The following is a 25,654-nucleotide window of genomic DNA, read 5'->3' as shown; positions in this document are numbered from 1 at the left end:
ATCAATCAGGATTTGCCATGATTTTGAATAACTCTGAATTGGAGATATAAAATCTGTTTTCGAGAGCGATCGCAGCTAATTTTGCGCTTACTAAATTATTCTCCCGAGTATTAATCAGGAACAAAGAACTTTCTCCAAAAGTGAATAAACGTTCCTCAGAGTTTAGCATCGTCATATTATTGTCGACTAAATCTTTGGCTAGTTTTTTCTGTTTTACAAGCGAAAGAATTTCTGTTTTTTGAGCCGTTATTTTGTTTGCTAATTGTGTTTTCTCTAAAGCCAAAGCAAATTGATTTTCCTGAAGCTTGTATTTTGCCAATTTCAAACTTCCGCGTTCTTTTCGCAGAAATAATGGAAAGTAAAATTCCAGTCCAATTTTGTAATCGTCAAAGCGATAATTGTCAATATAAGCAGGTTCAGACAAATAGGAATAACCAATGTTTATTTTAGGCAATAACATATTCTTTTTAAGATCTTTATCAACCGTCAGCATATCTATTTTATTTTGCATCGCGTTTAATTTTGGATGTGTAGCTAAGCTAAAATCTCCCTGCAATAAATCGTTTGTTTTTAAAGTTTCCTGCAATGTAGATTCGAGCGCTGCTTCGGGAACAAGATCATCTGAAATCTCTAACGGAATATTGTTTTCAAGCCACATAAAATTTGACAATTCCAGTTTTGCTTTTGTAAGTTTCAGTTTAGAATCTTCAAGACTTAAAGCTCTGTTTTTTACAATAATTCCGGCTTCAATACTATCTATCGCAGGTTTGTCGCCTTGAATAATTAAGGATTTTATTCCTTCTAAACGGATTACAGCGTTGTTGTTGTAATTTTCGTAAAGCTTCATTTCTTCAAAATTCTTCTTCCAATTAAAATAAGCAAGTGAAGCATCATATAAAACGCTCACAGCCTGAAGTTTTCTTTCAGATTCACTTAGTTTTATCTGGATTTTGGCTTTGCGAAGATCTGCCATTCTTTGGTTAATAAACAATCCCTGACCAAGCGGAACACTGATTCCAAATGAAGTTAAACCTGCATTTGGAGTTGTATTTTCGGGATTAAGATAATAACCTTCGTTATTGTCAAATCCGGCTTTTAGCTCAATTCCGTACCAGGTTGGGATTTTGAAACTACTGTTTAGAATCGAATAATATTCTTTGTCTTTGAATTGTTTTTTACTAAAATCAACTTCAATCTTTGGATCAAAACCACCTCTTGCCATCATCAAATTGGCTTGTGCTTCGCTTACTTCCAGATTAGCACTTTTTACCAATGGATGATATTTTTTTACATATCCAAGAAACTCATTATAAGTAAGTTCCTTAGAAATGGTTTGCTGACCGAAAACGGTGCAACTCACAAAAAGAAAAGCTATAAGTATTTGTTTCATTATTTTTTCTCTTTAGTTACTTTTTCGCCGGTTTTGTAATAATTAGGAGGGAATCCGTTTAAGGTTCTCCAGATTTCAAACCAAATTGGCACGGTGTCTAATAAAGCAATTGTTTGTGCTCCGGAACCAATACTCAATTGTTTTGGCCATTTTGCTTCATGTGGATCAGGTGCGATTAAGATTCTGTATTTTCCGTTTGGGCTAATGAAATTTTCTATCGCCACAACTTTTCCACCAAAAGTTCCGTACGACATATCTGGCCATCCTGAAAATACAATTGTTGGCCAACCATCAAACCAGACGCGTACTTCTGCTCCTTTTTTGATTAAAGGCAAATCGATTGGGTTTATAAAAGTCTCAACCGCAATATCATATTGCGACGGCATTATCGTTACAATTGGCGTTCCTTCTTTTATAGTTTCTCCTAATCCAGCCTGCAAAGCTCTGTTGATATAACCGCTTTGTACCGCTTTGATGTAATACATTCCGTTTCTTAAGCTGTAATTTGCGTACTGATTTTCCAATTTATTGACTTGCGCTTCAGTATCAAATTTATTACTCAATGTGGTAAACTGATCACTTTTGGCTTTAGCCACTTTTTCAGCATATTCAGCAGAGATTCTGTTAATCTCAACTTTTGCGTTTATGTATTCGTTTTTGCTTGTTAGATATTTGTTTTCCTGCGTGATTATTTTGGCATCAACATCTTGAAGTTTTAAACGTTTTTCTTCGACATCAGTCAAAGGTTTCAAGCCTTCTTTGTTCAATTGTACCGAACGATTGTATTGTGTATTGGCAATTCTTAACTGTGTTTTTGCAGCAACCAAATCAATACTGTCACTTTTTATTTTTAAAAGCGATTGTTTGACTTTGTTTTGTGCCTGTTGCAGTTTTAGCGTTTTTTCATTTTGTATAGATTGAATCTGAGTCGAAAGTGTATTTACTTTATCATCATAAGATTCGAGAGAGTTCTTTTTTGCATCGACCTGATTTTTGGTGTTCTGAACCAAATTCGGATCCATATAATCTTCTTTTATTTCAGAAATAAACAAGATCGTATCGCCTTTTTTTACAAAATCACCTTCTTGTACATACCATTTTTCAATTCTACCTGAGATAACACTCTGAATAGATTGTGGTCTTTGATTGGGTTTTAAAGTTGTTACAGATCCTGATCCCGAAATGTTTTGTGTCCAAGGCAGGAAAAGAGCAATTAATCCTAAGATTGAAGTCACAACTATTATTTTGTTTAAAATCTTAAAATGAGGTCTGTTGCTCAGGTTTTTTACAGTTTCGTATCGATCAAGTGACTGTAATTTTGTTTTGTTGTCAGATATGTTTAGCATGACTTATTGTTTTTGATCAAGGATAATATGTCCGTTTTGCATTGTTATTTTTCGGGTAGATTTTGTTTTCCAATATGGATTTTTTGAAGAAACAATAATCGTCCAGTTGTTTTTTTCTGAAGTAATAAAATCAATGATTTCATTCGCCACATTTTCGTCCATTGTGTCTGTTGGATCTTCATAGAAAAGCACTTTTGGCTTATGAATTATACTTCTTGCCAAGAGAATTTTTTGCGCATTAGACGATGATAGTTGTCTTCCTTCAGGATAAATATGTGTTTTTAAACCTTTTGGTAAAGTTTTAATTAACGGACTCAACTGAACTCCATCAAGTGCCCATTTTAAATCTTCGGTAGTTATTGAAGGATCATTAAAAGTTATATTTTCTAAAATTGTTCCCTCAAATGGAGTTTCGTTATGAATAATACTGCCTATTTGTGCACGATATTGTTTTAAATCTATTTTTCTAAAAGTATCGTCATTGATATAAAAAGCGCCTGAACTTTGTTTTAATAAACCTGATAATAAGCGAATTAACGTTGTTTTTCCGGAGCCATTTGTACCATCAATTACGATTTTTTCGCCTTGCTCAATTTTAAGTGTGATAGAATCCAATGCATTAGTTGGAGCATCCGGAAATTTGAATTTTAAATTTTCAGTTTCTAAATTGATACTGTTGTAGCAATGATCTGTTTGTGAATCTGAGTTTTCTTCTAATTCTAAATCGGTTACTTGTCCAATTTTTTCAACAGAAGTCAAAACATCGTAGAAACTTTCAAGTCCAACAATGATTTTTTCGACAGAAGTAATTACTAATAAAATAATGATTTCTGCAGCCACAAATTGTCCAATATTCATTTCCTGACTTAAAACCAGATATCCCCCAATTGATAATAAACTTGCCGTAATGATGACTTTGAAAAGGATCAATTGTATAAATTGTCTTTTGATTACGCCAAAATGTTTCTCACGATAATTAAGATAACCTTCGACTATTGAGTTGTTTTTTTGAAGCGCAAAATCATAGTTTAATTCATTTCTGAAACTAAAATTATTACGAGCCATTTCCTGTAACCAACTTGCAACTTTGTATTTGAATTTTGATTCTTTTAAACTGGTTTCGATTCCTGATTTATACGAAAATTTAAAAATAAAGAATAAAAGAAGGAACAATAAAAGTCCAAAAACAATAAAATAAGGATGATATAAAGAGAGCAGAATTATCCCAAAAGTGATTTGAAGTAAAGCTGCTGAAAAATCCGTTAATAATTTTGAAGTTCCTTTTTGAATGGTCAAAGTATCAAAAAAACGATTCGTTAATTCCGGCGGATAAGTTCCATACAATTCTTCGGATTTTATTTTTGGCAAACGAGCCGCAAATTCAAACGAAGCACGAACAAATATTTTTTGCTGTAGATTTTCGGTGATTCGCAATTGCATTAAGGCTAAAATTCCAACAAGTGCAACACCTGCAACAACAAGAATAATAAGTACGATCCAAGAAGCGCTTACTCTTCCGGATTGTATAAAAGTGATGATTGCCTGAATTCCTAACGGAAGTGATAAACTGATTAAACCGGCAAAAATGGCGTAGAAGAAAATTTGATAAATGTCTTTTTTATCTAGCTCTAGTAAATTGTAAAATCTTTTTAATGGAGTAGTCATATTCTTTTTTTTATAATTAGCGCAGAACGTTATGTGCGAGATTTAGGTAAAATTGTGTTGTTGTCACAGTTTCATTGCAATCTGTAATGGATCTTAAATGATCTGTTAGAAAATGCTGGTGTAAACTTCCTTCGACAATAGTTGATACTAATGATTTAGCATAAGGATAATCGGGATTTACTTCCTTGACAATTGCAACAACTCTATTGATAACTCTTTTATAGATTAAAAAAAAGCCTTCTTTATTTTCCTGATCAACTTCTTTGGTATGAAGTGTTTTTGTGAATTCGGCAATTATTATTTTGTTTAAAATCGCTTCGTTTATATGGTCTGTCGAGACATCATCAGTAATTTTCTCGGTAAGTATGGTGATAGCTTTATCGAGTTTTTCTTTTTTGTCCGGAATATTGGTAGTAGTAAAAACCAGTTTGTATTCCATCCAGCTCCAATACCATGAAGATAAATATACTAATAATTTGTGTTTGTTTTCGAAATATCGGTAAATAGAACTCTCGTTTGAGCCTATTTTTTCGCCTAATTTTTTGAAGGTAAAATTGTCAAAACCAATATCATCAATAAGAAGAATACTTTGTTCAATTATCTTTTTTCCCAATGCAGATGTTTCCGGATCTTTTACGTAGATCTTTTCGTTAACCTGCATCTTTATATTTGATAGTATGATTTCCATAATAGTTATTTTAAATGCAAAGATAATAGTAATACTATCAATTTAGAAATTTTAACTTTTATTTATTATGTTTTTTGAGTCTCAGTGTCAGTATTCAGTCGCGGTCCCAGTTTTCAGTTGGAACTATAAAACAGAAAACCCGACAGATTTTAAAAATCTATCGGGTTTATTTTATTTATTTCAGTGTCTACTGAGACTGAAAACTGAGACTGAAAACTGAGACTGAATACTTCTACAATAACGAATGACAAGTCATTGCATTAGGTTGCTGAACGCCCATTAATTCAAGAATAGTAGGAGCGATGTCACCTAAAACACCATTTTGGATATTTTTTAATTCTTTGTCAACCAAAATAATCGGCACTGGGTTTGTTGTGTGCGCGGTATTTGGGCTTCCATCAGGATTAATCATTGTTTCGCAATTTCCGTGATCGGCAATTACGATTGTAGTATAATCATTGGCAAGAGCCGCTTCGATTACTTGTTTTACGCAAGCATCTACAGCTTCACAAGCTTTAATTGCAGCACTCATGATTCCAGTATGACCAACCATATCTCCATTTGCAAAATTTAAACAAACGAAATCTACTTCGCCTTTATTCAATTCAGGAACAAGAGCATCTGTTAATTCAAAAGCGCTCATTTCTGGCTGCAAATCGTAAGTTGCTACTTTAGGAGAATTTCTTAAAATACGTGATTCACCTTCAAAAGGAGTTTCTCTTCCGCCAGAAAAGAAAAATGTCACGTGCGGATATTTCTCAGTTTCAGCAATACGAATTTGTTTTTTACCCGCTTTTTCTAATACTTCACCAAGAGTTTCGGTGATGTTATCTTTATTGTAAACTACTTTTACGTTTTGGTATGTTTCGTCGTAGTTGGTAAGCGTAACATAATACAAGTTTAACTTGTGCATGTTTTGCTCATGGAAATCTTGTTGCGAAAGAGCTTCTGTAAGTTCACGACCTCTGTCTGTTCTAAAATTGAAGAAGATAACAACATCACCTTCGACAATTGTAGCAAGAGGTTTTTCTTCTTCGTCAACCATTACGATTGGAGCAATAAACTCATCTGTAACGTCATGTGCATAACTATCAAGAACGCTTGCAACTGCATTTTTAGATGGAGTTCCAATAGCGTTTACAACTAAATCGTAAGCTAGTTTTACGCGCTCCCAACGTTTGTCACGATCCATTGCGTAGTAACGACCAATGATTGAAGCTATTTTTACCGGAGTATCTTTAATGTGTTCTTCTAAATCGTGAATGTATTTTGCTCCTGATTTTGGATCAACATCACGACCGTCTGTAAAAGCATGAACAAAAACCTGATCTAAACCATATTCTTGTGATGCATCGATTAATCCACGTAAGTGAGAAGTATGAGAGTGAACACCTCCGTCAGAAACTAATCCTAAAAAGTGAACTTTTTTATTGTTTTCTTTAGCATAAGTAAAAGCATCAACAAGTACTTGTTCTTTGGCAAGTGTTTTGTTTGCTACGGCTAAGTTTATTTTGGCTAAATCCTGATATACAATTCTTCCGGCACCAAGATTCATGTGACCAACTTCACTGTTTCCCATTTGACCTTCAGGAAGACCAACATTTAATCCGTCAGTTCTAAGTTGTGCGCTTGGGTAATCTTTGTAAAGGCTGTTTATAAAAGGAACATTTGCATTGTCTATCGCTGATACTTTTGGATCAGGAGATTTTCCCCAACCGTCCAAGATCATAAGTATTACTTTTTTATTCATCATTTTTAGTTTTTTACAAAGATAAACCATTTCTAAAATGTGAACGAAAGCAATGTTATAATTTATGGTTAATAAAATGAAGGCTATTAAAAAATAATAATTTGGTTGAAGAACCCTAATTTTTTTAAAATTAATTCACGCTAGCTTCTGTTTCTAATCTTATTTTTGACAGCATTATAATCAATAAAATATTTTACACTTACCGAAAAAATGTGTTTTAGAGCATCATTGTTCAGTAAACCTGTTACATTGTTCTTGAAATTCTTGTCGATTATACGTTCAAAATTTGAAGCATTATTACGGTATAAAACCGAAAGCTGACTTCCGGGCGCAAACCACCACGAATAAGATAAATCAGTATTCCAGGAATAAAAGCTTGAGTTTTTATTTTCGGTATATTGAGGATAAGGCGCCAGAGTTCCGTCTGGTTCAAGTTCCAGAATGTTTTTATTTTCAGCCGATGACCAATATTGACGAACCGCCAAATTGAGTGTCATGGCGCTGTTTAGAGCATATTTTCCGCCAAGAGTATTGGCGTAAGTAATTACATTCCGGTTTGCAAAAACAATAATTTCAGGAGTGTTTTCATTGTCATCATCGTCATAACTATCAATATAACCTTTATTGTTGTTACGTCTTAGAAAACTAAAAGTATAAGTTAGTAACAGTTTGTCGTTAAATCGATATCTTGGACCAATATCAGCTCCAAAAGCAATTCGTTCGGATTCATCTGCAATTGCAATAGATGGATTTAAATCAATAGCAAATTTCTTGTTGTAATTAGTTGATACGCTTGCCCATGCTTCAATTTTCCTCGGAAGAATAACGTACCTGTTTTCTGCTCTGGGTTCGTAATAATCATAAGATTCCAGTGGAAAAAGAGTAACTCCAAATCCGTAATAATTATTATTTACAGATGTAACATTTACTTCCGAACTTATTTTATTGTCTTGTACTTTTCCGGATTCTTTATTAAACTCGACATACATATCATAGTCTACTTTAAACTTATTAAAAAGTTTGGTCGGATTCAGAATTCTATAATTTGCATTGCCATAAAAGTTGTAATAATTGGTATAAAAGTTAATTCCCAAATCATTGGGATCAAAATCTTTGGTCACAAAATCAGTTCCTACGCTGTAGCGATAATTACCGCTGGTTTCGGCAAAACTAACACTTGAGTAAAGTCCGTTTTTATTTTCGGCAGCATTGATAAAACTGTATTTTACGTTACCGGATAAATTATAAGTGTTGGCTTTAGTATTTAAATCCCAAACTAATCCCGTCAGGTTTGCATCTCTAAACTGACCGTTTCTCGTAACATTCGTGTTAATAAATGTTACCGAAGAATTTTTTCTAAAACGCTGATCCAGAACTAATACATTATAATTCGTCAAAGGTTCTACAACAACGCGTCTTGTTTCGCCGGTTATTGTATCTTTTATAGTAGCAAAAGTTTTCTCCGTAACAGCATTTAAGATTCCAATTCCTAATCCGTTTTTTGTTCTTCCTGAAACTTTCAAAGCATTGATTAGATTCACATTTTGTACATTATCAATAATTTCTTCGTTTTTATTCAAATCAGGATCAACAGACGGTTTTCCTCCAATTCTTCTCGAATAAAACATATTTCCTTTGTTGAACAAATCAGTTCCTTCAGTAAAAAAAGCTCTGTTTTCATTGAATTGCTGCTCAAACGGACCAAGATTCAAAATTTGATCGTCGTATTTTGCCTGTCCAAAATCAGGAATTAAAATTGCGTCAAGCGTAAAAGCATCGCTGATTCCGTATTTAATATCCATTCCGCCTTTTATTGTGGCATACGTTTTTTGACCATCAGCAGCATTTAGATAATAAGAAGCATAAGGCAGAAAAAATAATCGGGTAGGAGGTTTGATATTTTCGATTCCTGCTAAATCGCCATTTTGCTGCGTAAAAGTTCCAATTTTAGTATTGATTAAATTCCAGGTATATTTTTTACGTTCCCGTTTTATCTCTCTGAAAAAGTTTATTCCCCAAGTTTGCTTGTTTTCTCCCGAAAATCTCAAAGCTGCATATGGAAGTTTAATTTCGACAATCCAGCCATTGTCGGCTATTCTCGCTTTACTGATCCAAACAGCATCCCATGAATAATCCTCGCCGTTGGCATCTGTCATAATGCAATCACCTTGAACATCTGCTGCAGAAACGAAAAATTCAAAATTTTGCTGACCATCATTAAAGCCATTAATGAAAACGCCAAACATATCGGCAGTTCCAAAGTTATCACGGTGCGAAATTTCTTTTAGAATCTTGGCGGGTTCATCATCATACATCATTGCGCCAATATAAATGGCATCATTATTATATACAACTTTGACCTCAGTTCTTCTCGCTTCCGGAATCGGTTTCCCATTATCAGGATCATACATTACAAAATCAGTTGCGATCGAAGCGTCTTTCCATGCCGGTTCATCCAGTTTTCCATCAATAATAAAGCTTTGCGAAGTCGATTGTGTGTGCAAAACTTTTTTCTGACTAAAGCCTGAGAAAGTAGATAAAAGAAGAATAAAAAAAAGTGCTTTTTTCATGTAAAGTTCAAAATAAACGATCCTATAATATGTGTTGTTTTAATAGACAATGTTTTTTCGGGATTGTTACAGTTTTAGTTATAAAAAATGCCATTTGATTAAGTTTTCTTTAAGAAAAAGGTTCAAAACGCTAAGATTTTTATGATAAGTAAATCTCCTACAAATAAAAAAGATTTTTGCGCCAAATACTAATTTTTTGCCTTAGTTCTGTTAAAGTTTAACCAAAAAGCCCCTGATTTACAGGCTTATATTTTGATAGGTACATTTTTTTTATACTTTTGCCAGACCCAAACCTTTTGTTTAACCTAAAGCAATTCAATGATTTACAAAATTTATCCACTTCTTGTGTTTTTGCTGTTATCTTTTGGTAAAGATTCAAATAACACATCCGAAATTAAAAAAGAAACAGTAAAGCATTATGCTAAAGTTGAGAAACTTACTGTTGAAGCAAAAATTGAAAGTGTTTATAATACTTTGAATACCAACAATTTTAAGCTGCCTGAACTTAAAACTTTTTCTGAAGCTTTAAAAGGTTTTTACCTGTTGAAAGAAAGAGGAATTATTCAAAAAAATATTTTGACATTAATTGATTTTAGTTTGTCATCAAATTCAAAACGCCTTTGGGTAATTGATTTAACGACAAACACAATCTTGTTTAATTCTCTTGTTGCGCATGGACGAAATACCGGAGAAGAATTTGCATCAGCATTTTCAAACTCAAACTCTTCTTTTAAAAGTAGTTTAGGTTTTTATGCAACAGGCGAAATTTACCGCGGAAAACATGGAGCTTCTCTACGTTTAGATGGATTAGAAAACGGAGTAAATGATAACGCCCGCGAAAGAGGAGTGGTTATGCATGGAGCTGATTATGTTTCTGAATCTTTTATCAGAAACAATAAAAGATTAGGCAGAAGCCAAGGTTGTCCGGCAATTCCAGTGGAATTAACAGACGAAATAATCGAAGTTATAAAAGACAAATCGTGTTTGTATATCTACCATCCGTCAAGAAGTTTTGCGATGGAAGAAAGGCTAATTTCTTAATTTAGCATACAAATCCGAATCTAAATTATAAATATCAGCTCTGAAAATGAGCTGATTTTTTTTGCTCCAAGCTGTCCAATACCATTGGTATAAAGCATATTTTTTGATAATTTTTATGCTCGTTGTTTTTTTGGTAGCAATCAGCGTGTCGATTTTTTCTCTCGACCATTGTTCAGGATCATCTAATATATGTTCTGCCAATTCTAAAGGATTTTCAATACGAACACAACCGGAACTTAAAGAACGATTGCTTCGTCCAAAATAGTTTCTATGATTAGTATCGTGCAAGTAAACGCTATGATGATTTGGAAACAAAATTTTCATTACTCCCAATGAATTATTATATCCCGGACTTTGTACATAACGGTAATTACCGGGTTTGTTCTCGTTCCATGCACTCGGATCTACAACTTTTCCCGTAGTATCGTATATAGTTATGTTTTTATTCGCCAGATAATTTCTATTGCGTTTCATTGCCGGCACAACATCTTCCTTTAAGATAGTTGGTGGAACGGTCCATGTTGGGTTAAAAACAACTGTTCTTAATGTTGAGGTGATAATAGGTGTTTTTCTTTTGCTCGTTCCTACCACAATATTTCGAACTAATGTCGTGTCTTTGCTTTCAACAACATTCAAGCTGTAATTTGGAATATTGATAATGAAATAATTCTCGGCAAAATCGGAAGTATACCATCTCCAGCGCTCTAAATTGGCGATAATTTGCTCTTTTCTTTTTTCTTTCGAATAGTTTAAAGCGTTTATAGTTCCTACGCCAATAACCCCATCAGAAGCTAAACCATGTCTTTCCTGAAATCTTTTGATTGATTCGAATGTTTTTTTATTATAAATTTTGTTCAGAGTATCTTTCCCTGACATATCTCCCCAGAATAAAAGTCTTTTTTTGATGTTGACTAAAGCGTTGTTAGTATCATTTAAAGTTATTTTTCTTGTCGAAGAGTCTATAGCAATCGTTCCAATTTCGTCATTTGGAAACTTCTCAATAATTTCAAGAGCTTTTAATAACTCCTTGTAAGTTTCTGATTTCGGCTGAATATTGTCAACAATACTGTCCAGTTTGTTTTTATTGAAAGCCTTTATGAGCACATTATTTACGTCAAATGTCTTTTCTTCTAAATCCCAGTCCGTATATAGTTTCTTTGGATCCAGTTTTCCTTTATATAAGTGATTAAGATATTTTTCAAAGTTGTACGTTAATAAAATATCATATGTAGCCAGATCTTTGTCGTTTAAAGAGCTGATTCTACTTTCGAATTTTTTAAGCTTAGAAGTTTTGTAATCTTCAGGATCTAAGCCAAGTAGATTCGAATTTTCTAATTGCGATAAAACATAAGTTCTCTTTTTAAGGTTTCCCCAAACGGTTTTATGTTCAGAAGCATCATAAAATTGTTTTAAGGTTTCGCTCTTAAATACATTTATTGTTGCAGTATCTATTTCTACTTTTCTTTCGTCGGTAAGTATGATTAATGGTGGTTTTTTTTTGACCACAGGAATAGGTTTAGGAGTGTCTTTTTTACAACTAATAAACAGGCTTATAACTAATAAAAAGTAAATTTTTTTCATTTCATGTTTTTTTAGACATTAAATAATGTTCTCCAACATCTTTAATGTCAAATGCTTTTCCCAGAGTTTCGTAATTCATTTTTTTATAAAACCCAATAGCAGCAGTTCTTGCTTTGAACCAGATTAAATCGATATTGTTTGTATTGCAGTATTTTTCGCAATGTTTTACTAAAGCTTCTCCAATTCCTTTTTTCTGATGGTTTTCTAAAACAGCCATTCCGCGAATCTGAGCTTGGTTATTTTCGGCAAATATAGGATTGATTTTTTGAAATAGTGGAATAATTCCTATTAAACATTTGTTTTCAAATAAACCAAAGCGTTTTGTCGTTTCTAGGTCATCACCTTCAAATACGCAACTTTCGACGGGTTTCCCTTTTCTTAAAACTGGTTGACGAACGATAAAAGTTTCTTTTGACGGTATTTCTTTAATGATACTCATGATTTGTGTAAAATAAATAAATATATAACTTTTTAGTTTTAAATTAGTTATAAATTATTGTTGTTTTTTATTGAATTTTTTTGCGAAAAAGCTTGTTTTGAACTTAAGTTATTTTCTATATTTGCACCACGGTAATGCGAAAGTAGCTCAGTTGGTAGAGCTCCAGCCTTCCAAGCTGGTTGTCGCGAGTTCGAGCCTCGTCTTTCGCTCTAAAAAAACCGGAACTTAATCGTTTCGGTTTTTTATAAAAATAAATAATTTTTGATTTTTATTTTGTTTTAAAAATTTAATTATTTATATTTGCACCCGGTTAATGCGAAAGTAGCTCAGTTGGTAGAGCTCCAGCCTTCCAAGCTGGTTGTCGCGAGTTCGAGCCTCGTCTTTCGCTCTTCAGAATCCTCAAACTAATTGTTTGAGGATTTTTTTTGCGTAAATATTTTTTTTATCATTAAGATATTAAGGAAAATTAAGATCAATACGAAAGGCTCTGGAGTATAAAAATTAAGGAAGAATTTAACCGCAAAGGGCGCAAAGTTTTTTTTTGTTAGATTACTATTAAACACAAAGTTCGCAAAGCTATATTGATAAAGCTTTGCGAACTTTGTGTTTATGTAAAACCTTACGAATAAAAAACCTTTGCGTGCTTTGCGGTTAAAATAATTAGTTAATAAAAAATATTTTATGTTTCTCCACATTTTTTTGTGTTGATCCAAAAATTAAGTTCAATCCTTAATAAACTTTTGTCAAGTTGAGATTAAGTTCAGTTCTTAATAAGCTTAATGTCTTAATGGTTAAAATATCTTTTTTAGTTCAAATTGCTTAAATCGCTTTCTGTTTCTAATTCTACGGGATTTTCGTTTTGTCTGAATAAACGAGCTTTTAAGTTTCCTTTTAAGGTTATTTTGTCTCCTTTAACTTCAAGCCAGCTTCCTTCTCTCAATCCTAAAACGGGAATTGAATTAAAAGCGTGAAATTCTTTAATTCTTGTTTCGCGAGTTTCTCCCATGTGTTGTGATTGAGTATCTGGATCTAAATAATGTGGATTTAGATTGAACGGAATTAATCCTAAAGTCTGAAAGCTTGGCGGATAAATTATAGGCATATCATTGGTGGTTTGTATTGATAAACCGCAGATATTACTTCCTGCACTGGTTCCTAAATATGGAGTTCCGTTTTTTACAGTTTCGGCAAGAATCTGCATGATATTGTTTTTGTATAGTTGTGTAACTAGTAAAAAAGTATTTCCTCCGCCAGTAAATATTCCTTGAGCATTTTTTATGGCGCTTGCGGCGTCTTCGAATTCATGAATTCCTTTTACGGCAATGTTAATAGTAGAAAATGCTTCGGCTACTTTTTTGGTGTATTCGTCATGCGAAATTCCGCTTGGGCGGGCATACGGAATGAATAAAATGCTTTCGCAATTTTTAAAATGTGATGTTAATACGGGTAAAATATAGTCTAAATAACTGCCTCCGTGTAATGTAGATGTGCTGGCAATGATGATACTTTTCATAGAAATTTAACTCAGATTTGTTTCTGTTAAAGGTATTAAAACTCTCTTTTTTGAAAGTGTAAAACGGGTTTAATTAACATATTTTTACCATGTCCTTAATACTAAATTTGGAATACATTAAGATATTTTTACAGCTTTAAGAATAATTCTAATTTTTCAGCATTTTGGTCAATAAAGTTGCATGTATTTTGATGGTTGTTTTGGGACAAACTAGTTGGTCTCAAAGCCAGGATCGTGGTGTTATTAACGGAAAAATAACGGCTAATACTTCTGATTTAGAAGGTGTTTATGTTATAAATGCTCAAACTGAAGCGATGACGACTACAGATGAATCGGGCGCTTTTTCTATTTCTGCTAAAGAAGGGGATACACTTGTTTTTTCGTCTATACAATTCAAGGAAAATAAGGTTTTGCTAATTGCTGAGAATTTCTCAGACCTTCATTTTACAGTAAAATTGAACATGGTAATGCATCAATTGCAAGAAGTTGTGGTTAGAAATTACAACGGAATTAATGCTGCCTCTCTAGGAATTGTTCCCTATGGGCAGAAAAAATATACAGAAGCCGAAAGGAAATTACATACAGCTACGGCATTAAATCCTACGGCAAATGCTGGTTCAATGGCTGGAGGTTCAATATCTGCAGATCCATTATTGAATTTCTTTTCAGGAAGAACTGCAATGCTTAAAAAAGAAGTGGCGGTTGAAAAGAAAGAAGCTTTCATGAAACTTTTAGAGCGTATGTTTAGCATTAATCATTTTGTGAACAGATTGCAAATTCCGCTTGAATACGTAAAAGGTTTTGAATATTATGCCGTGGAAAACGATAAATTCACAGTAATTTTGAACTCTAAAAATAAAACTTCGACAGAGTTTTTGCTAGCCGAACTGGCTGTGAAATACAAAGAAATAATAGCGAGTGAAAATAAGTAATATAATATTGATTTTTTTTCTAATTCTGGTTCAGAATAGTTTTGGACAAAATACAGTTTCAAGGGAAATTCCTGGACAGATTTTAGCGCAATCTACTTCGGTTGAAGCGGTAAATGTTGTTAATAATACAACACAAATTGCTACTATTTCAGATGCTAACGGAATGTTTACAATTGCTGTAAAAGAGGGAGATGTTTTGGTTTTTTCTGCTGTGAATTTAGAAGGACTTCGTTATCGTATTACTGCGGATGATTTGAGTTTAAATTCGCTCAAGATAAAAATGACAGCCAAAGAAGTAGAATTAAAAGAAGTCGTCGTAAATGAAAATGCCAATATCACGGCAGAAAATTTAGGTATAATTCCCTATGGACAAAAAAAATACACACCGGCAGAAAGAAAAGTTTATACTGCAACTTCGACTTCAGTAGATAAGTTGTTGAATATGATGTCCGGACGAACTACAATGTTGAAAAAAGAAGTGAATGTAGAGAAAAAGGAAGCACTTTTTAGAAAAATGGAATACCTTTTTGAAGAGAATTATTACACAGACAGATTGAAAATTCCGACGGATGATATCAAAGGATTTCAATTATATTGTGTGGATGATGCCGAATTTGCTGTATCTTTGAATACTAAAAACAAAACAATGAGTATGTTTTTAATAACAGATTTAGCAAGAAGATATTTAATAATTCTCGAAAATGAAAAATAGACTAGGAATACTCGTTGTGTGCTTATTTTGCCAGATTGCGCTGGGACAAAATAATTCAAGGAAGCCATTACATGGGCAAGTTGTCAATACAAGATTGGCAATAGAAAGTGGTTATGTAATGAACATTAATGCAAACGTTAGAACTTTTATAGGTTCAGGTGGGTTGTTTGATATTATGGCAAAACCAAAAGATACTTTATTGTTTACAGGTTTGGCATTTCAGGCAAAAAAAGTAGTTCTGACAGAAAAAGATTGTTCAGATGTACTTTTCTTAATTCAATTAGATTTGGCAAATAATCAATTGAAAGAAGTTGTTGTTCGTAAAGATTTAAAAGTAAAATCGCTAGATAAAGATACTCAGAAATATGTTGATATGCAGTTTGAAGATGATAAGCAATCTACTGCAAAAAATATCGCAATGTATTCTGATCAAACCATTAAATATGGAACAGATTTTGTTCGAATTTTCAAGGATGTAAAAAAGATTCTGACGAAAAATAAAGATGAAGTAAAACCGGAAGTTATTGATGATATGGCTTTTGTTCAATATTCCAGAGCCAATTTTACTACTGACTTTTTTACTAAAACATTAGGGTTAAAAAACGACGAAATTGATTTGTTCTTAATGTATTGTTCTAATGATCCGGAATCTAAAAGACATTTAAAACCAGAAGAAAAGTTTGAGTTAATGGACTTTATGATTAATAAAAACAAAGAATTTCAAAAAGCAAATGTTGCCGAAAAATAGATTAATTTATCCTCTTTTAGGATTATTGTTTTTATCGCTTTCAGCTTTTACATTCCATAAATTTTATATGGGTGTTTTTCAGGTCAATTATGCGGCCGAAAAAAAAATGATTCAAATTACTTCCCGTATTTTTGTCGATGATCTGAATAACGGAATCGAAAAAAAATACCATAAAAAAACATACATCGGTACTGAGAAAGAAACTCAGGCCGATGTTGATTTATTAAAAAAATACCTTTCAGAAAACTTCACAATCAAAATCAACGGACAATCAAAAGCTATTACCTTCTTGTCAAAAGAGGTAGAATCTGATGATGTTTTGGTTTGTTACTCCAGAATAAAAGATGTGGAAAAATTTAAGACAATTGAGATATCAAATTCGATTTTGGTTGATTGGAATGCTGAACAGCAGAATATTACACATATTACAGCTTTTGGCACCAAAAGAAGTGTTCTCTTTACAGAATCCTCAAGGAAAGAATTGTTAAAGTATTAAATAATAAGTAAAATTATTATTTTAATTGTTATTTTCACACCCTGACAAAATTACCTTTAAATATTTATGAAAAAACTTTCATTATTATTGCTTTTTCCTGCAATACTTATTGCTCAGGAAAAAACTACTACCACTGTTGCGCCAAAACAACAAGGTAAATATGATACAAACAAATTTAGCCAAATGTACGATTTGTTGGCAACGCCAAATATGTTTCGTACTGCAGCGGGAGCTCCCGGACCGGCATACTATCAACAACAGGCAGATTATAAAATTGATGTTGAATTAGACGATAAGAATTCAAAGTTAAGTGGTTCTGAAACAATTAATTATTCAAATAATTCTCCGGATAGTTTAGAGTATTTATGGGTTCAGTTAGATCAAAATCAGGCAAAAGCAAATACACAATCCTCTTTAGCTGAAAGCGAAAAAATTAGTCAGGTTTTACCATTAGATGGTTTTTCTAGTAAATATTTGAAAAAAGATTTAGAACGTGGTTTTAATATTGAATATGTAAAAGATGCAAAAGGAAATCCTATGTCTTATACAATCAATGAAACTATGATGCGCATTAATTTGGCAACTCCTCTAAAACCGGGTGAGAAAATTTCATTTGCTATAAAATGGTGGTACAATATCAATAATTATAGAAAAGAAACTGGAAATGGACGTTCAGGTTATGAATTATTTGAAAAAGACGGAAACAAAATATATGTAATTGCTCAGTTTTACCCAAGAATGGCGGTTTACAACGATGTTGAAGGCTGGCAAAATATGCAATTCTGGGGAAGCGGAGAGTTTGCTCTACCTTTTGGAAATTTTGACGTAAATATTACAGTTCCTGCAGATCACGTAATCGATGCAACTGGAGAATTGACAAATAGAGCAGAAGTTTTTACTGCAGAACAAGTAAAACGTTACGAACAAGCACAAAAATCATTTGATAAACCGGTTGTAATTGTTACACAAGCTGAAGCTGAAGTAACTGAAAAAGGTTTCTCTGAAAAGAAAAAAACATGGAAATTTAGTGCTAAAAACGTACGTGATTTTGGAATTGCATCATCAAGAAAATTCATTTATGATGCAATGGCTGTAAAATTAGGAGGTAAAATTGTAATGGCAGAATCGGTTTATCCAAAAGAAGCAAATCCGCTTTGGGGAGAAACTTCAACGATGACTGTTGCGCATACTTTAAAAAGTTATTCATCACACACATTTGATTATCCTTATCCAAAAGCAGTTTCAGTTTCTGCAGAAGATCAGGGAATGGAATATCCAATGATTTGTTGGAATTATGGTCGTCCTGATGAAAATGGGGTGACTAGTAGAGAGGTTAAAAACGGAATGATTGGTGTTGTGATTCACGAAGTAGGACATAACTTTTTTCCAATGATTGTAAACTCTGACGAGCGTCAATGGACTTGGATGGATGAAGGTCTGAATTCATTTATGGAATATATGGCAGAGCAGGAATTAGATCCTACTTTCCCGTCAAGACGTGGTCCTGCAAAAAATATTGTTCCTTATATGAGTGGAGATCAAAAGTTTTTAGAGCCAATTATGTCTAACTCTGAAACGATTCAGCAATTTGGAAATAACGCTTACGGAAAACCTGCAACCGGACTTAATATTTTAAGAGAAGTTGTTATGGGACATGAATTGTTTGATTATGCTTTTAAAACATATGCAAACAGATGGAAATTTAAGCACCCAACTCCTGAAGATTTCTTTAGAACTATGGAAGATGCTTCCGCTGTAGATTTAGATTGGTTTTTCAGAGGATGGTTTTACTCAACAGATTTCGTAGATATCGGAATCAAAGAAGTAAAACAATACTATGTTTCTGATACTCCAACTACTGATATTAAAGATGTAAAAGTTAAAAAAGGACGTTTCGGATATGATAAAGGACCATTTGTGTATTTGGTTTCCGGTGATAATGCTGAAGTAAATGCTACAAAAAAGACCGCTTTGAAAGTAGATGACGTAAAATTATTATCTGATTACGTAAATCAAACTTTCACTGCGGAAGAAAAAGCAGGATTAAAATCGCCTAAATATTTCTACGAAGTGGAGTTCAATAAACCAGGCGGAATGATTATGCCAATTCTTGTTGAGATTACTTACGAAGACGGTTCAAAACAAAATTATCAGTATCCGGCTCAAATCTGGAGAAAGAATAATGATACCGCTAAAAAAGTTTACGCAACCGAAAAAGCGATAAAAAACATTCAGATAGATCCAAAATTAATGACTGCTGATATTGATGTAACCAATAACTCTTGGCCAAAAGTACAGGAAAAGTCAAAATTTGATTAAATATAGAAAGAAGAAGACTCTGAAAAGAGTCTTTTTTTTTAAGTAAATTTTAAAACTGTCAGCTACAAAATTTAATATCTTTGTGGCACACTAAAATAAAAGATATGTTTGGTATAGGAGGAGGAGAATTAGTTTTCATACTATTTATAGTTCTAATGCTTTTTGGTTCAGACAAAGTGCCGGAAATTGCCCGTACAATGGGAAAAGCAATGGCGCAATTGAAAAATGCAACCAATGATATTAAAAGCGAAATCCAAAAAGGAGCAGAGGCCAACGGTCTTGATGCAAAAGCTCTAACGGATATCACTGGAAATATTAATGCTCAGATTAATGACGCTAAGGCTAACATAATGGGTGATTCACCTAATTTGTTGGGAGAAACAGCAACAGAAATTGACAAAGTAAAAGAAGATATCGATTCGATCTCAGGACCTGTAAAACGCCAAATGTAATATGCTTGAAAAAATAAAAGAACTAGATACTCAATTATTCGTTTATCTTAATGGTTTAGGATCTGAAACATACGATAAACTTTGGCTTATTATTACCAGTCAGTTAAATTGGACGCCATTTTTTCTATTACTTTTCTATCTTATTTATAAAAAAGTAGGAGGAAAACAAACCTTGTTTATTGTGCTATTTATAGCCGTTTTGTTAACCTTTACAGATCAGGTTACTAATTTGTTCAAATACAACTTTCAACGTTTGCGTCCGTGTAATAATCCCGAAATCAATTCATTTATTCGTGTTGTTCAGGTTAGACAATCATATAGTTTTTTCTCCGGTCATGCGGCCAATACAATGGCAGTTGCTACGTTTTTATTCTTGGTTTTAAAACGTCATTTTAAGTATTTAGGATTCCTGTTTTTATGGCCGTTAATTTTTGCTTATAGCCGTATTTACTTAGGATTACATTATCCGGGAGACATTCTTACAGGATACTTTTTTGGAGCACTTTTCGGATTTTTAATCTTTTTAGTGTATCGAAAACTAAAACCACAATATTTTCCTGGATAATTTTTAGGAGCTATTTCCAGCTATCCGTTTCAATCTTTTATGTCGAACCCCGGCACAAAAGGATTTACACTTCTATCTGGGCTAAGACTCTGGTTTTTCAAAAGAAAATTTAGAATTAAATTAAATATAAGTTTTTTAATTGCCTTCTGCTTTAGTTTGAGGGCAAAAAAAATCAACTCAATAAAAAGGCTTTAGTCAAAACATTTCGTTTTGGCTAAAGCCTCTTTAGTATTGTCTATTTAAGTCAGATTTGTCATTTCGACCGAAGGGAGAAATCACACAAGAAATTCTACAATCAAAATCGCCAATCTTTGTCGATTTACGAGTGTGATTTCTCCCTCTGGTCGAAATGACAAACATTAGAGAACTTTATTAATCATCAAATTCTCAAGAATAGTTTTTGAAAACTTAGAACCTTAGTATCTCAGAATCTCAGAACCTTTTTCTAAAGTACTCTACTAACCGTCAAACCATCACGAATTGGTAATAAAACGGTCTCAACTCTTGGATCGTTTTTCAATAATAGATTGTATTCTAAAAGCACTTTTGTGCTAACATCATTTGGGTGAACCGGTTCTAGTATTTTTCCGCTCCATAAAACATTGTCAGATAAAATGATTCCGCCTTTATTCATTTTCGGTACAATCATTTCCCAGTAGTTTAAGTAGTTTTCTTTGTCGGCGTCGATAAAAACCAAATCAAACTTGACGTCCAAAGTTGGAATAATATCAACGGCTTCTCCTAAATGCTGAAAAATTTGATTTCCCCAAGGCGATGCGTCAAAATACTTGCGTTGAAAGTCTACCAATTCTTCTTTAATGTCAATAGTATGTAATTGACCATTTTCCTGCATTCCTTCGCATAAACATAAAGCGGCATAACCAGTATAAGTTCCGATTTCGAGAATATTAACCGGACGAATTAATTTAGATAACATACTCAAAACACGACCTTGAAAATGTCCGCTTAACATTCTTGGTAAAAGTATTTTTTGGTACGTTTCTTTATTAAGTTTGGCTAGTAATTCTGGTTCGTTTTCAGAATGTTGCTCGATATAATCTTCTAAGTCTTGTGATATAAAATGCATCTTGTAGTGTCTTCAATTTTGAAAACAAAAATACAAAAAATATTGGCTCGCTTTTTTACATAAAAAAACCATTCCGTTTTTGCGGAATGGTTTTAATATTGAATTCGGAAAAGATTATTTTTTCAAAGCGTCGTTAACATCTTTGGCAGTTTTAACTGTTCCGTCTTTTGCAGCTTTCGCAGCATTTTCTACTTTTTCAGCTCCTTTTTTTGTTGCGTCTTTTACGTCAGTAGCTGTTTTTTTAGCAGCATTTTCGACATCGTCAGCTGCTTTTTTAGTAGCATCTTTTACGTCTTGCGCAGCAGCTTCTGTTTTAGTTACAGCGCTGTCTTTTACCTCTTTAATATCTGTTGTTAGAGAATCAACTTTGTTTCCAAGAGTTAGTTCATCTTCTGCTGGTTTTGGCTCTTTTTTCTCGCATGATTGTACAGCGAACGCTAATAAAGCAACAACAGCCAAGCTTAAAATTTGTTTTTTCATAGTGAATGGATCTTTTTAGGTTATAAAAATTTAAAGGTTATAAAGCTGAAAAATAAAGATACAAATTTTAAAATGATTGCGCGCTTTGTAAGGTTATTTTCCTTTTGAGAGCAAGACAATTCTTGTGCCAAATTTTATAATTTCAAAAAAAAATCTAAAAGTTTTTTAAAACGAAAAGGTATCTCAATGAGAGACACCTTTTCTAAGTTTAGATGTAATTAAAAAACAATTTGGGGGATTTGCTTTTTAGTTTATCTAACTTTTGTACAAACTAAAATTAATTACGATTTCATCCTTGACTTTTATTAAACCGGCCATTTTCACTGGAGCCTCCATTTCAAGATCAGAAAATTTTAAATTAATAGTGCCTTCAACTTTTTTATCAGTATTGTATAGAATAAAATCTTTGTACTTCACTGTTTTATCTGTGATGTAAAAATTAAGATTGCATTTGTAGTTTTTACCATTTGATTGTATGTCTGTTAGATAAACTTTACTGTTTGGGAATTTTTTTACCTTCACTGTACCTTGTAAATCTTTTGTCATTATTTTGTTTCCACAATCAAAATCAGACATTTTAATCTCGGTATTAAAAGCGTTCTTTTTAGCGGAATTTATATATATCGTATCTTTTATAGAAAAGGTATTTGAGCAATTGTATTTGCCTACAGTTGATAGTCCGGTAATTTCTATTTTAATTTTATTTATTACCAAAGTTGTATCTTCTGCTAAAAAAGTGGGTTTAGCACTTCCTAATAAAAAGAAAATTGCTAAACCCATAATTAAGATAAAAAATCTCGTATTCATTTTTTCTTTAGAATGAAATTGTAGCTTCAAACATTAGTCCTTCAAATTTTCCTCCGTAGAAATCATTAGGCATTGAAACTCCGCCTACGTTTCCAAATTGTTGGTAGTTTTTATAATTCTGTTGTACATATGAAAGTTTTGCAAGGATATTTTTAGTCATAAACCAACCTGCAGCAGCTTCAAATCTATTTACCTGAACAGCTTCGGCATCAGAATTTCTTAATTTACCATCTACTAAGTTGTATCTTGCGCCTACATATAAATTTTCGTGGCTACCAAAACGATATACTAAATCTCCAACATATTGGTTGACATTACGTGTATCATCTGTTCCTTTATAATCACCTCCGGAAGCAAATTCAAGAGTTCCAAAGAATTCGAAACCTTTATATTTTACAAACGGGTTAATCATGTAAGAAGTTGCCCAGTTTCCAAATCCCGGATTAAATCTACCGGTATCTTTGTTACTTTCAGAATCTAAAATGTTTGAACTCGGGTAACCAATTGTTCCTGCGTGTGTCATAACACTATAAAAACGGCTTCCAGCTCTGTCAGAAGAATATAAGTTTCCGCTAGAATTTGATACATGATATAAAGATCCTGTAAGTCTGATTCTTAAATCGCTATCAATTTGTTTGTCCCAACCTAACTTAGCCAAAATCGTAGGACTAATGGTTGTATTTTGATCAGGAGCAAGTTCTGTAGGCGTTCCAGGAATAACTTCTTGTACATTTTGATTTAATTTAGAATTTGTTACTCCAATCATACTTATAAAACCGCTTCTGTTATAGTATATTTCAGCTCCCATTTCAGTAGTAAAAGCGTCCATGATATTGTTTCCAATAAAAGGGTTTGTTATAGTATAAGCGTTGTTGCTTCTTCTAAAATGCGCATCACCATAATTATTTTCCATTTGACCAATTTTGATCGTTGTATATTTCATAACGTCTTCAAGAAGACCTTTTTTAATGAAATCTAATTTGTCAATTTGCAAATATCCACCTTGTACCCAAGTTTCGTGATGGTGTCTGGAAGCAAGATACATATCTAAGTTTACGCGTACACCATCTGCCAATTGAGCACCAATGGTCATGTTTGCATTAGGTAAATTAAAGTCGTTTGTTAGATTGTTTAATCTGTAATCTGCATTAGCTCCAGTTAAATCTCTTTGATCGTTGAACGAATTTATAGCTTGAAATTGTAATGCAAATGCACCACCCAAATCGATACTTATACCTTTGTAGGCGGTTGTATCTTTTCTAACGTCGAAAACATTAATAGCTCTTTGGTCACGAGGAACTTGGTTCTGAATATGTCCAAAGCTAAGTTGTTGCGCATTAGTAGCAAAGGTGCCTGCTAATGCAATAAATAGGAGATAGAACTTTTTCATGGCGTTTATAAATTAAAGTTTAAATTGAATTTTATGGTCAAATCCTGACCGGTTTTAATAGTGCCTAGTAAAGCGGTTGGAGACTTCATTCCAAAATCAGCAAAAGTGATTTTATTTGATCCCTGAATATTTACTCCATTTGCTGTAACAGTCGTTTTTACAGTTGTTTTGTATTCTTTGCTTACACCTGCAATGGTATAAGTTCCGGTTAGAGTCCAAGTTGTTTCGTTTACTTTTTCGGCAGATTTAAGAACATATTTAATATTTTTTTGTTTGTCAGTTTTTAAAGTTTCGTAGGCTACTTTATCCATGCTTTTTTTCTCACTTTTTATGCTTTCTGATAAAAGGGTTATAGATAAAGCGTCGATATCTGTTAGTTTAGAATTTGCAATTGAAAAGCTTGCCGTTCCCGTTCCGGAACTTGATTTCATTTCCCAGTCATGTAAGGTTGATGTTCCCAAAACAGAAAATGTAGATTTGCTATCTAAAGCATAACTTTTTTGTGCAGTTGCTATTGAAGTTATTCCTAAAAAGGAAATTGTTAAGGCTAGTAATTTTATTCTAATCGCTTTCATGGTTCTTTATTATTTGAAGTGTTAATTCTTAAGTCAATTTTATCTTAGTACTAATAATGCTTTTAACTTGTATCAAATTTATAGGGATCATTAAGGAATAATTATGATAAAAATCATTGTTAAACTTTTATTAAAAATGTATTTAATAACTACAACGTTTTCAAGTTTTTCCCAATTGATCAAATCAATAAAAAAGGAAGTTTATTTTTGTTAAATAGATTTTTTTTTAAGTTTTAGTTAATAATTTCAAAATCGAGTGATTGTTCGTAGTAATCGAAAAATTGATTTCTATTTTGATTTATCTAGCTTAAAATGATATTGAAGATTAGCGTTAAGTCTTTTCCTGTTTTAACAACTCCAAGAGCTGCTTTGGGTGGTGTCATTTCAAAATCGCCAAAAGTAATTTGGTTAGAACCCTGTAAAATAAAAGTTCCGTTATCTGTCGTTACTCTTACCTGAGTTTTGTATTCTTTGCTAATGCCGGCAATTGTATAAGTTCCGGTTAGAACCCAAATTGTTTCGTTGATTTTTTCTGCAGATTTTAAAACGTATTCAATTGTTTGGTGCGTTTCTGTGTCTAATGCTTCGTACGCCACCTGATCCATACTCGTCTTATTGCTTTTTAAGCTTTCTGCCGGCAACGTAATTGTTAAGCTATTTAAGCCTGCTAGTTTAGAATCTTTAACGGTTAAATTTGCAGTACCAGCTCCTTCTGTAGATTTCATTACCCAATCGTGCACAGTAGAAGTCCCGGCAACTTCAAAAGTCGATTTTGTATTTACGGTATAGTTTTTTTGTGCATTGGTCTGTAATGCCATTGTTGTGAAAATAATGGTCAATAAAATAGGTTTAATTGTTTTCATTTTAATGTGGTATTATTAGGTTAATCTTTAAATAAGGAAGTATTGTGATTCTATTAGTGGTCGTAGAATTAAAAACTGATCTTATTTCCTGGATCAAATTTATTCTGGATACCTAAAAAAGGAAATGATAAAAATCATTGTTAAAATTTTATTAAGATTGTATATATAGCTACGACTCTTTTTATTAGTCAGCAAAAACTTATAAATTTTATAGATTTTTTGTTTTATTGAAAGTATTCTTTGTT

Annotated in this window: 23 protein-coding genes and 2 tRNA genes; 10 read left to right on the top strand and 15 right to left on the bottom strand. The window is 32.8% G+C overall.

Annotated elements, in window-relative coordinates; genetic code table 11:
• Position 1: 1 nt before the first annotated feature.
• The 6 genes from C8C83_RS04860 to C8C83_RS04835 form a co-directional block, all read right to left on the bottom strand.
• Positions 2–1,390: a TolC family protein gene (locus C8C83_RS04860; protein WP_121326676.1), complete on the bottom strand. Its 1,389-nt coding sequence runs from the start codon at positions 1,388–1,390 to the stop codon at positions 2–4.
• Positions 1,390–2,736 carry a biotin/lipoyl-binding protein gene (locus C8C83_RS04855; RefSeq protein WP_121326675.1) on the bottom strand — a complete coding sequence of 449 codons (1,347 nt, stop codon included), beginning with the start codon at positions 2,734–2,736 and terminating at the stop codon, positions 1,390–1,392. Before C8C83_RS04855 ends, C8C83_RS04860 begins: the two co-directional genes overlap by 1 nt.
• Before the next feature lie 3 nt (positions 2,737–2,739).
• Positions 2,740–4,401: an ATP-binding cassette domain-containing protein gene (locus C8C83_RS04850; protein WP_121326674.1), complete on the bottom strand. Its 1,662-nt coding sequence runs from the start codon at positions 4,399–4,401 to the stop codon at positions 2,740–2,742.
• 16 nt (positions 4,402–4,417) lie between these two features.
• A complete protein-coding gene (locus C8C83_RS04845; protein WP_121326673.1) occupies positions 4,418–5,089 on the bottom strand; it encodes a TetR/AcrR family transcriptional regulator in 672 nt (223 codons plus the stop codon).
• A 232-nt stretch (positions 5,090–5,321) separates the two neighbouring features.
• The gene (gpmI, locus tag C8C83_RS04840) at positions 5,322–6,839 is read right to left on the bottom strand and encodes a 2,3-bisphosphoglycerate-independent phosphoglycerate mutase (protein WP_121326672.1); all 1,518 of its coding nucleotides are present in this window, start codon (positions 6,837–6,839) and stop codon (positions 5,322–5,324) included.
• 140 nt (positions 6,840–6,979) lie between these two features.
• Complete coding sequence (locus C8C83_RS04835; RefSeq protein WP_121326671.1) at positions 6,980–9,409, bottom strand: DUF5916 domain-containing protein; 2,430 nt, start codon at positions 9,407–9,409, stop codon at positions 6,980–6,982.
• Positions 9,410–9,727: 318 nt separating this feature from the next.
• Between C8C83_RS04835 and C8C83_RS04830 the strand changes: the two genes are divergently transcribed.
• Entirely contained in the window at positions 9,728–10,450 is a 723-nt protein-coding gene (locus C8C83_RS04830) for a murein L,D-transpeptidase catalytic domain family protein (RefSeq protein WP_121326670.1), read from the top strand.
• On the opposite strand, the gene C8C83_RS04825 is transcribed toward C8C83_RS04830, so the two are convergent.
• A complete protein-coding gene (locus C8C83_RS04825; RefSeq protein ID WP_121326669.1) occupies positions 10,439–12,031 on the bottom strand; it encodes a L,D-transpeptidase family protein in 1,593 nt (530 codons plus the stop codon). The two genes, C8C83_RS04830 and C8C83_RS04825, sit on opposite strands and share 12 nt — an antisense overlap.
• Position 12,032: 1 nt before the next feature.
• Positions 12,033–12,470, bottom strand: coding sequence for a GNAT family N-acetyltransferase (locus C8C83_RS04820; protein WP_165877225.1), 438 nt, complete (start codon positions 12,468–12,470; stop codon positions 12,033–12,035).
• 136 nt (positions 12,471–12,606) lie between these two features.
• Here C8C83_RS04820 and C8C83_RS04815 point away from each other — a divergent pair.
• Positions 12,607–12,679: transfer RNA gene (locus C8C83_RS04815), tRNA-Gly, on the top strand.
• A 106-nt stretch (positions 12,680–12,785) separates the two neighbouring features.
• Positions 12,786–12,858: transfer RNA gene (locus C8C83_RS04810), tRNA-Gly, on the top strand.
• Between the two features lie 417 nt (positions 12,859–13,275).
• Here the strand turns inward: C8C83_RS04810 and pepE are convergent.
• Positions 13,276–13,983, bottom strand: coding sequence for a dipeptidase PepE (pepE, locus tag C8C83_RS04805; RefSeq protein WP_121326667.1), 708 nt, complete (start codon positions 13,981–13,983; stop codon positions 13,276–13,278).
• A 164-nt stretch (positions 13,984–14,147) separates the two neighbouring features.
• Here pepE and C8C83_RS04800 point away from each other — a divergent pair, with 164 nt between their 5' ends.
• The 7 genes from C8C83_RS04800 to C8C83_RS04770 all read left to right on the top strand — a co-directional run bounded on the left by C8C83_RS04800 (position 14,148) and on the right by C8C83_RS04770 (position 20,207).
• Positions 14,148–14,915 carry a carboxypeptidase-like regulatory domain-containing protein gene (locus C8C83_RS04800; RefSeq protein ID WP_121326666.1) on the top strand — a complete coding sequence of 256 codons (768 nt, stop codon included), beginning with the start codon at positions 14,148–14,150 and terminating at the stop codon, positions 14,913–14,915.
• Between the two features lie 7 nt (positions 14,916–14,922).
• Positions 14,923–15,627, top strand: coding sequence for a carboxypeptidase-like regulatory domain-containing protein (locus tag C8C83_RS04795; protein ID WP_233566001.1), 705 nt, complete (start codon positions 14,923–14,925; stop codon positions 15,625–15,627).
• A complete protein-coding gene (locus C8C83_RS04790; RefSeq protein WP_121326664.1) occupies positions 15,617–16,375 on the top strand; it encodes a hypothetical protein in 759 nt (252 codons plus the stop codon). Before C8C83_RS04795 ends, C8C83_RS04790 begins: the two co-directional genes overlap by 11 nt.
• Positions 16,359–16,871 (top strand): DUF6702 family protein, encoded by a 513-nt coding sequence (locus C8C83_RS04785; RefSeq protein ID WP_099710877.1) that lies wholly within the window; start codon positions 16,359–16,361, stop codon positions 16,869–16,871. The genes C8C83_RS04790 and C8C83_RS04785 overlap by 17 nt, the downstream gene beginning before the upstream one ends.
• Before the next feature lie 66 nt (positions 16,872–16,937).
• Positions 16,938–19,190, top strand: coding sequence for a M1 family metallopeptidase (locus C8C83_RS04780; protein ID WP_121326663.1), 2,253 nt, complete (start codon positions 16,938–16,940; stop codon positions 19,188–19,190).
• Between the two features lie 104 nt (positions 19,191–19,294).
• Positions 19,295–19,642 (top strand): twin-arginine translocase TatA/TatE family subunit, encoded by a 348-nt coding sequence (locus C8C83_RS04775; RefSeq protein ID WP_121326662.1) that lies wholly within the window; start codon positions 19,295–19,297, stop codon positions 19,640–19,642.
• A 1-nt stretch (position 19,643) separates the two neighbouring features.
• On the top strand, positions 19,644–20,207 hold the full coding sequence (locus C8C83_RS04770) for a phosphatase PAP2 family protein (RefSeq protein ID WP_121326661.1): 564 nt from the start codon (positions 19,644–19,646) through the stop codon (positions 20,205–20,207).
• 445 nt (positions 20,208–20,652) lie between these two features.
• On the opposite strand, the gene C8C83_RS04765 is transcribed toward C8C83_RS04770, so the two are convergent.
• The 6 genes from C8C83_RS04765 to C8C83_RS04740 form a co-directional block, all read right to left on the bottom strand.
• Positions 20,653–21,294 carry an O-methyltransferase gene (locus C8C83_RS04765; RefSeq protein WP_121326660.1) on the bottom strand — a complete coding sequence of 214 codons (642 nt, stop codon included), beginning with the start codon at positions 21,292–21,294 and terminating at the stop codon, positions 20,653–20,655.
• Between the two features lie 114 nt (positions 21,295–21,408).
• Complete coding sequence (locus C8C83_RS04760; RefSeq protein ID WP_099710883.1) at positions 21,409–21,774, bottom strand: hypothetical protein; 366 nt, start codon at positions 21,772–21,774, stop codon at positions 21,409–21,411.
• A gap of 255 nt (positions 21,775–22,029) precedes the next feature.
• Positions 22,030–22,581, bottom strand: coding sequence for a hypothetical protein (locus tag C8C83_RS04755; RefSeq protein WP_121326659.1), 552 nt, complete (start codon positions 22,579–22,581; stop codon positions 22,030–22,032).
• A gap of 7 nt (positions 22,582–22,588) precedes the next feature.
• Complete coding sequence (locus C8C83_RS04750) at positions 22,589–23,971, bottom strand: hypothetical protein (RefSeq protein WP_121326658.1); 1,383 nt, start codon at positions 23,969–23,971, stop codon at positions 22,589–22,591.
• A gap of 5 nt (positions 23,972–23,976) precedes the next feature.
• Positions 23,977–24,546, bottom strand: a complete 570-nt coding sequence (locus C8C83_RS04745; RefSeq protein ID WP_121326657.1) for a YceI family protein — start codon at positions 24,544–24,546, stop codon at positions 23,977–23,979.
• Positions 24,547–24,848: 302 nt separating this feature from the next.
• Positions 24,849–25,409 carry a YceI family protein gene (locus C8C83_RS04740; protein WP_121326656.1) on the bottom strand — a complete coding sequence of 187 codons (561 nt, stop codon included), beginning with the start codon at positions 25,407–25,409 and terminating at the stop codon, positions 24,849–24,851.
• Between the last annotated feature and the right edge of the window lie 245 nt (positions 25,410–25,654).

Source organism: Flavobacterium sp. 90, assembly GCF_004339525.1.
Classification (GTDB): domain Bacteria; phylum Bacteroidota; class Bacteroidia; order Flavobacteriales; family Flavobacteriaceae; genus Flavobacterium.
Note: the sequence above shows the minus strand (reverse complement) of the source record. Positions and strands in the feature narration are given on the sequence as shown.

Coding starts and splice junctions, on each gene's coding strand:
- C8C83_RS04860 (WP_121326676.1), bottom strand. CDS start 1,390: ATGAAACAAATACTTATAGCTTTTCTTTTTGTGAGTTGCACCGTTTTC.
- C8C83_RS04855 (WP_121326675.1), bottom strand. CDS start 2,736: ATGCTAAACATATCTGACAACAAAACAAAATTACAGTCACTTGATCGA.
- C8C83_RS04850 (WP_121326674.1), bottom strand. CDS start 4,401: ATGACTACTCCATTAAAAAGATTTTACAATTTACTAGAGCTAGATAAA.
- C8C83_RS04845 (WP_121326673.1), bottom strand. CDS start 5,089: ATGGAAATCATACTATCAAATATAAAGATGCAGGTTAACGAAAAGATC.
- gpmI (WP_121326672.1), bottom strand. CDS start 6,839: ATGAATAAAAAAGTAATACTTATGATCTTGGACGGTTGGGGAAAATCT.
- C8C83_RS04835 (WP_121326671.1), bottom strand. CDS start 9,409: ATGAAAAAAGCACTTTTTTTTATTCTTCTTTTATCTACTTTCTCAGGC.
- C8C83_RS04830 (WP_121326670.1), top strand. CDS start 9,728: ATGATTTACAAAATTTATCCACTTCTTGTGTTTTTGCTGTTATCTTTT.
- C8C83_RS04825 (WP_121326669.1), bottom strand. CDS start 12,031: ATGAAAAAAATTTACTTTTTATTAGTTATAAGCCTGTTTATTAGTTGT.
- C8C83_RS04820 (WP_165877225.1), bottom strand. CDS start 12,470: ATGAGTATCATTAAAGAAATACCGTCAAAAGAAACTTTTATCGTTCGT.
- pepE (WP_121326667.1), bottom strand. CDS start 13,983: ATGAAAAGTATCATCATTGCCAGCACATCTACATTACACGGAGGCAGT.
- C8C83_RS04790 (WP_121326664.1), top strand. CDS start 15,617: ATGAAAAATAGACTAGGAATACTCGTTGTGTGCTTATTTTGCCAGATT.
- C8C83_RS04785 (WP_099710877.1), top strand. CDS start 16,359: ATGTTGCCGAAAAATAGATTAATTTATCCTCTTTTAGGATTATTGTTT.
- C8C83_RS04780 (WP_121326663.1), top strand. CDS start 16,938: ATGAAAAAACTTTCATTATTATTGCTTTTTCCTGCAATACTTATTGCT.
- C8C83_RS04775 (WP_121326662.1), top strand. CDS start 19,295: ATGTTTGGTATAGGAGGAGGAGAATTAGTTTTCATACTATTTATAGTT.
- C8C83_RS04770 (WP_121326661.1), top strand. CDS start 19,644: ATGCTTGAAAAAATAAAAGAACTAGATACTCAATTATTCGTTTATCTT.
- C8C83_RS04765 (WP_121326660.1), bottom strand. CDS start 21,294: ATGCATTTTATATCACAAGACTTAGAAGATTATATCGAGCAACATTCT.
- C8C83_RS04760 (WP_099710883.1), bottom strand. CDS start 21,774: ATGAAAAAACAAATTTTAAGCTTGGCTGTTGTTGCTTTATTAGCGTTC.
- C8C83_RS04755 (WP_121326659.1), bottom strand. CDS start 22,581: ATGAATACGAGATTTTTTATCTTAATTATGGGTTTAGCAATTTTCTTT.
- C8C83_RS04750 (WP_121326658.1), bottom strand. CDS start 23,971: ATGAAAAAGTTCTATCTCCTATTTATTGCATTAGCAGGCACCTTTGCT.
- C8C83_RS04745 (WP_121326657.1), bottom strand. CDS start 24,546: ATGAAAGCGATTAGAATAAAATTACTAGCCTTAACAATTTCCTTTTTA.
- C8C83_RS04740 (WP_121326656.1), bottom strand. CDS start 25,409: ATGAAAACAATTAAACCTATTTTATTGACCATTATTTTCACAACAATG.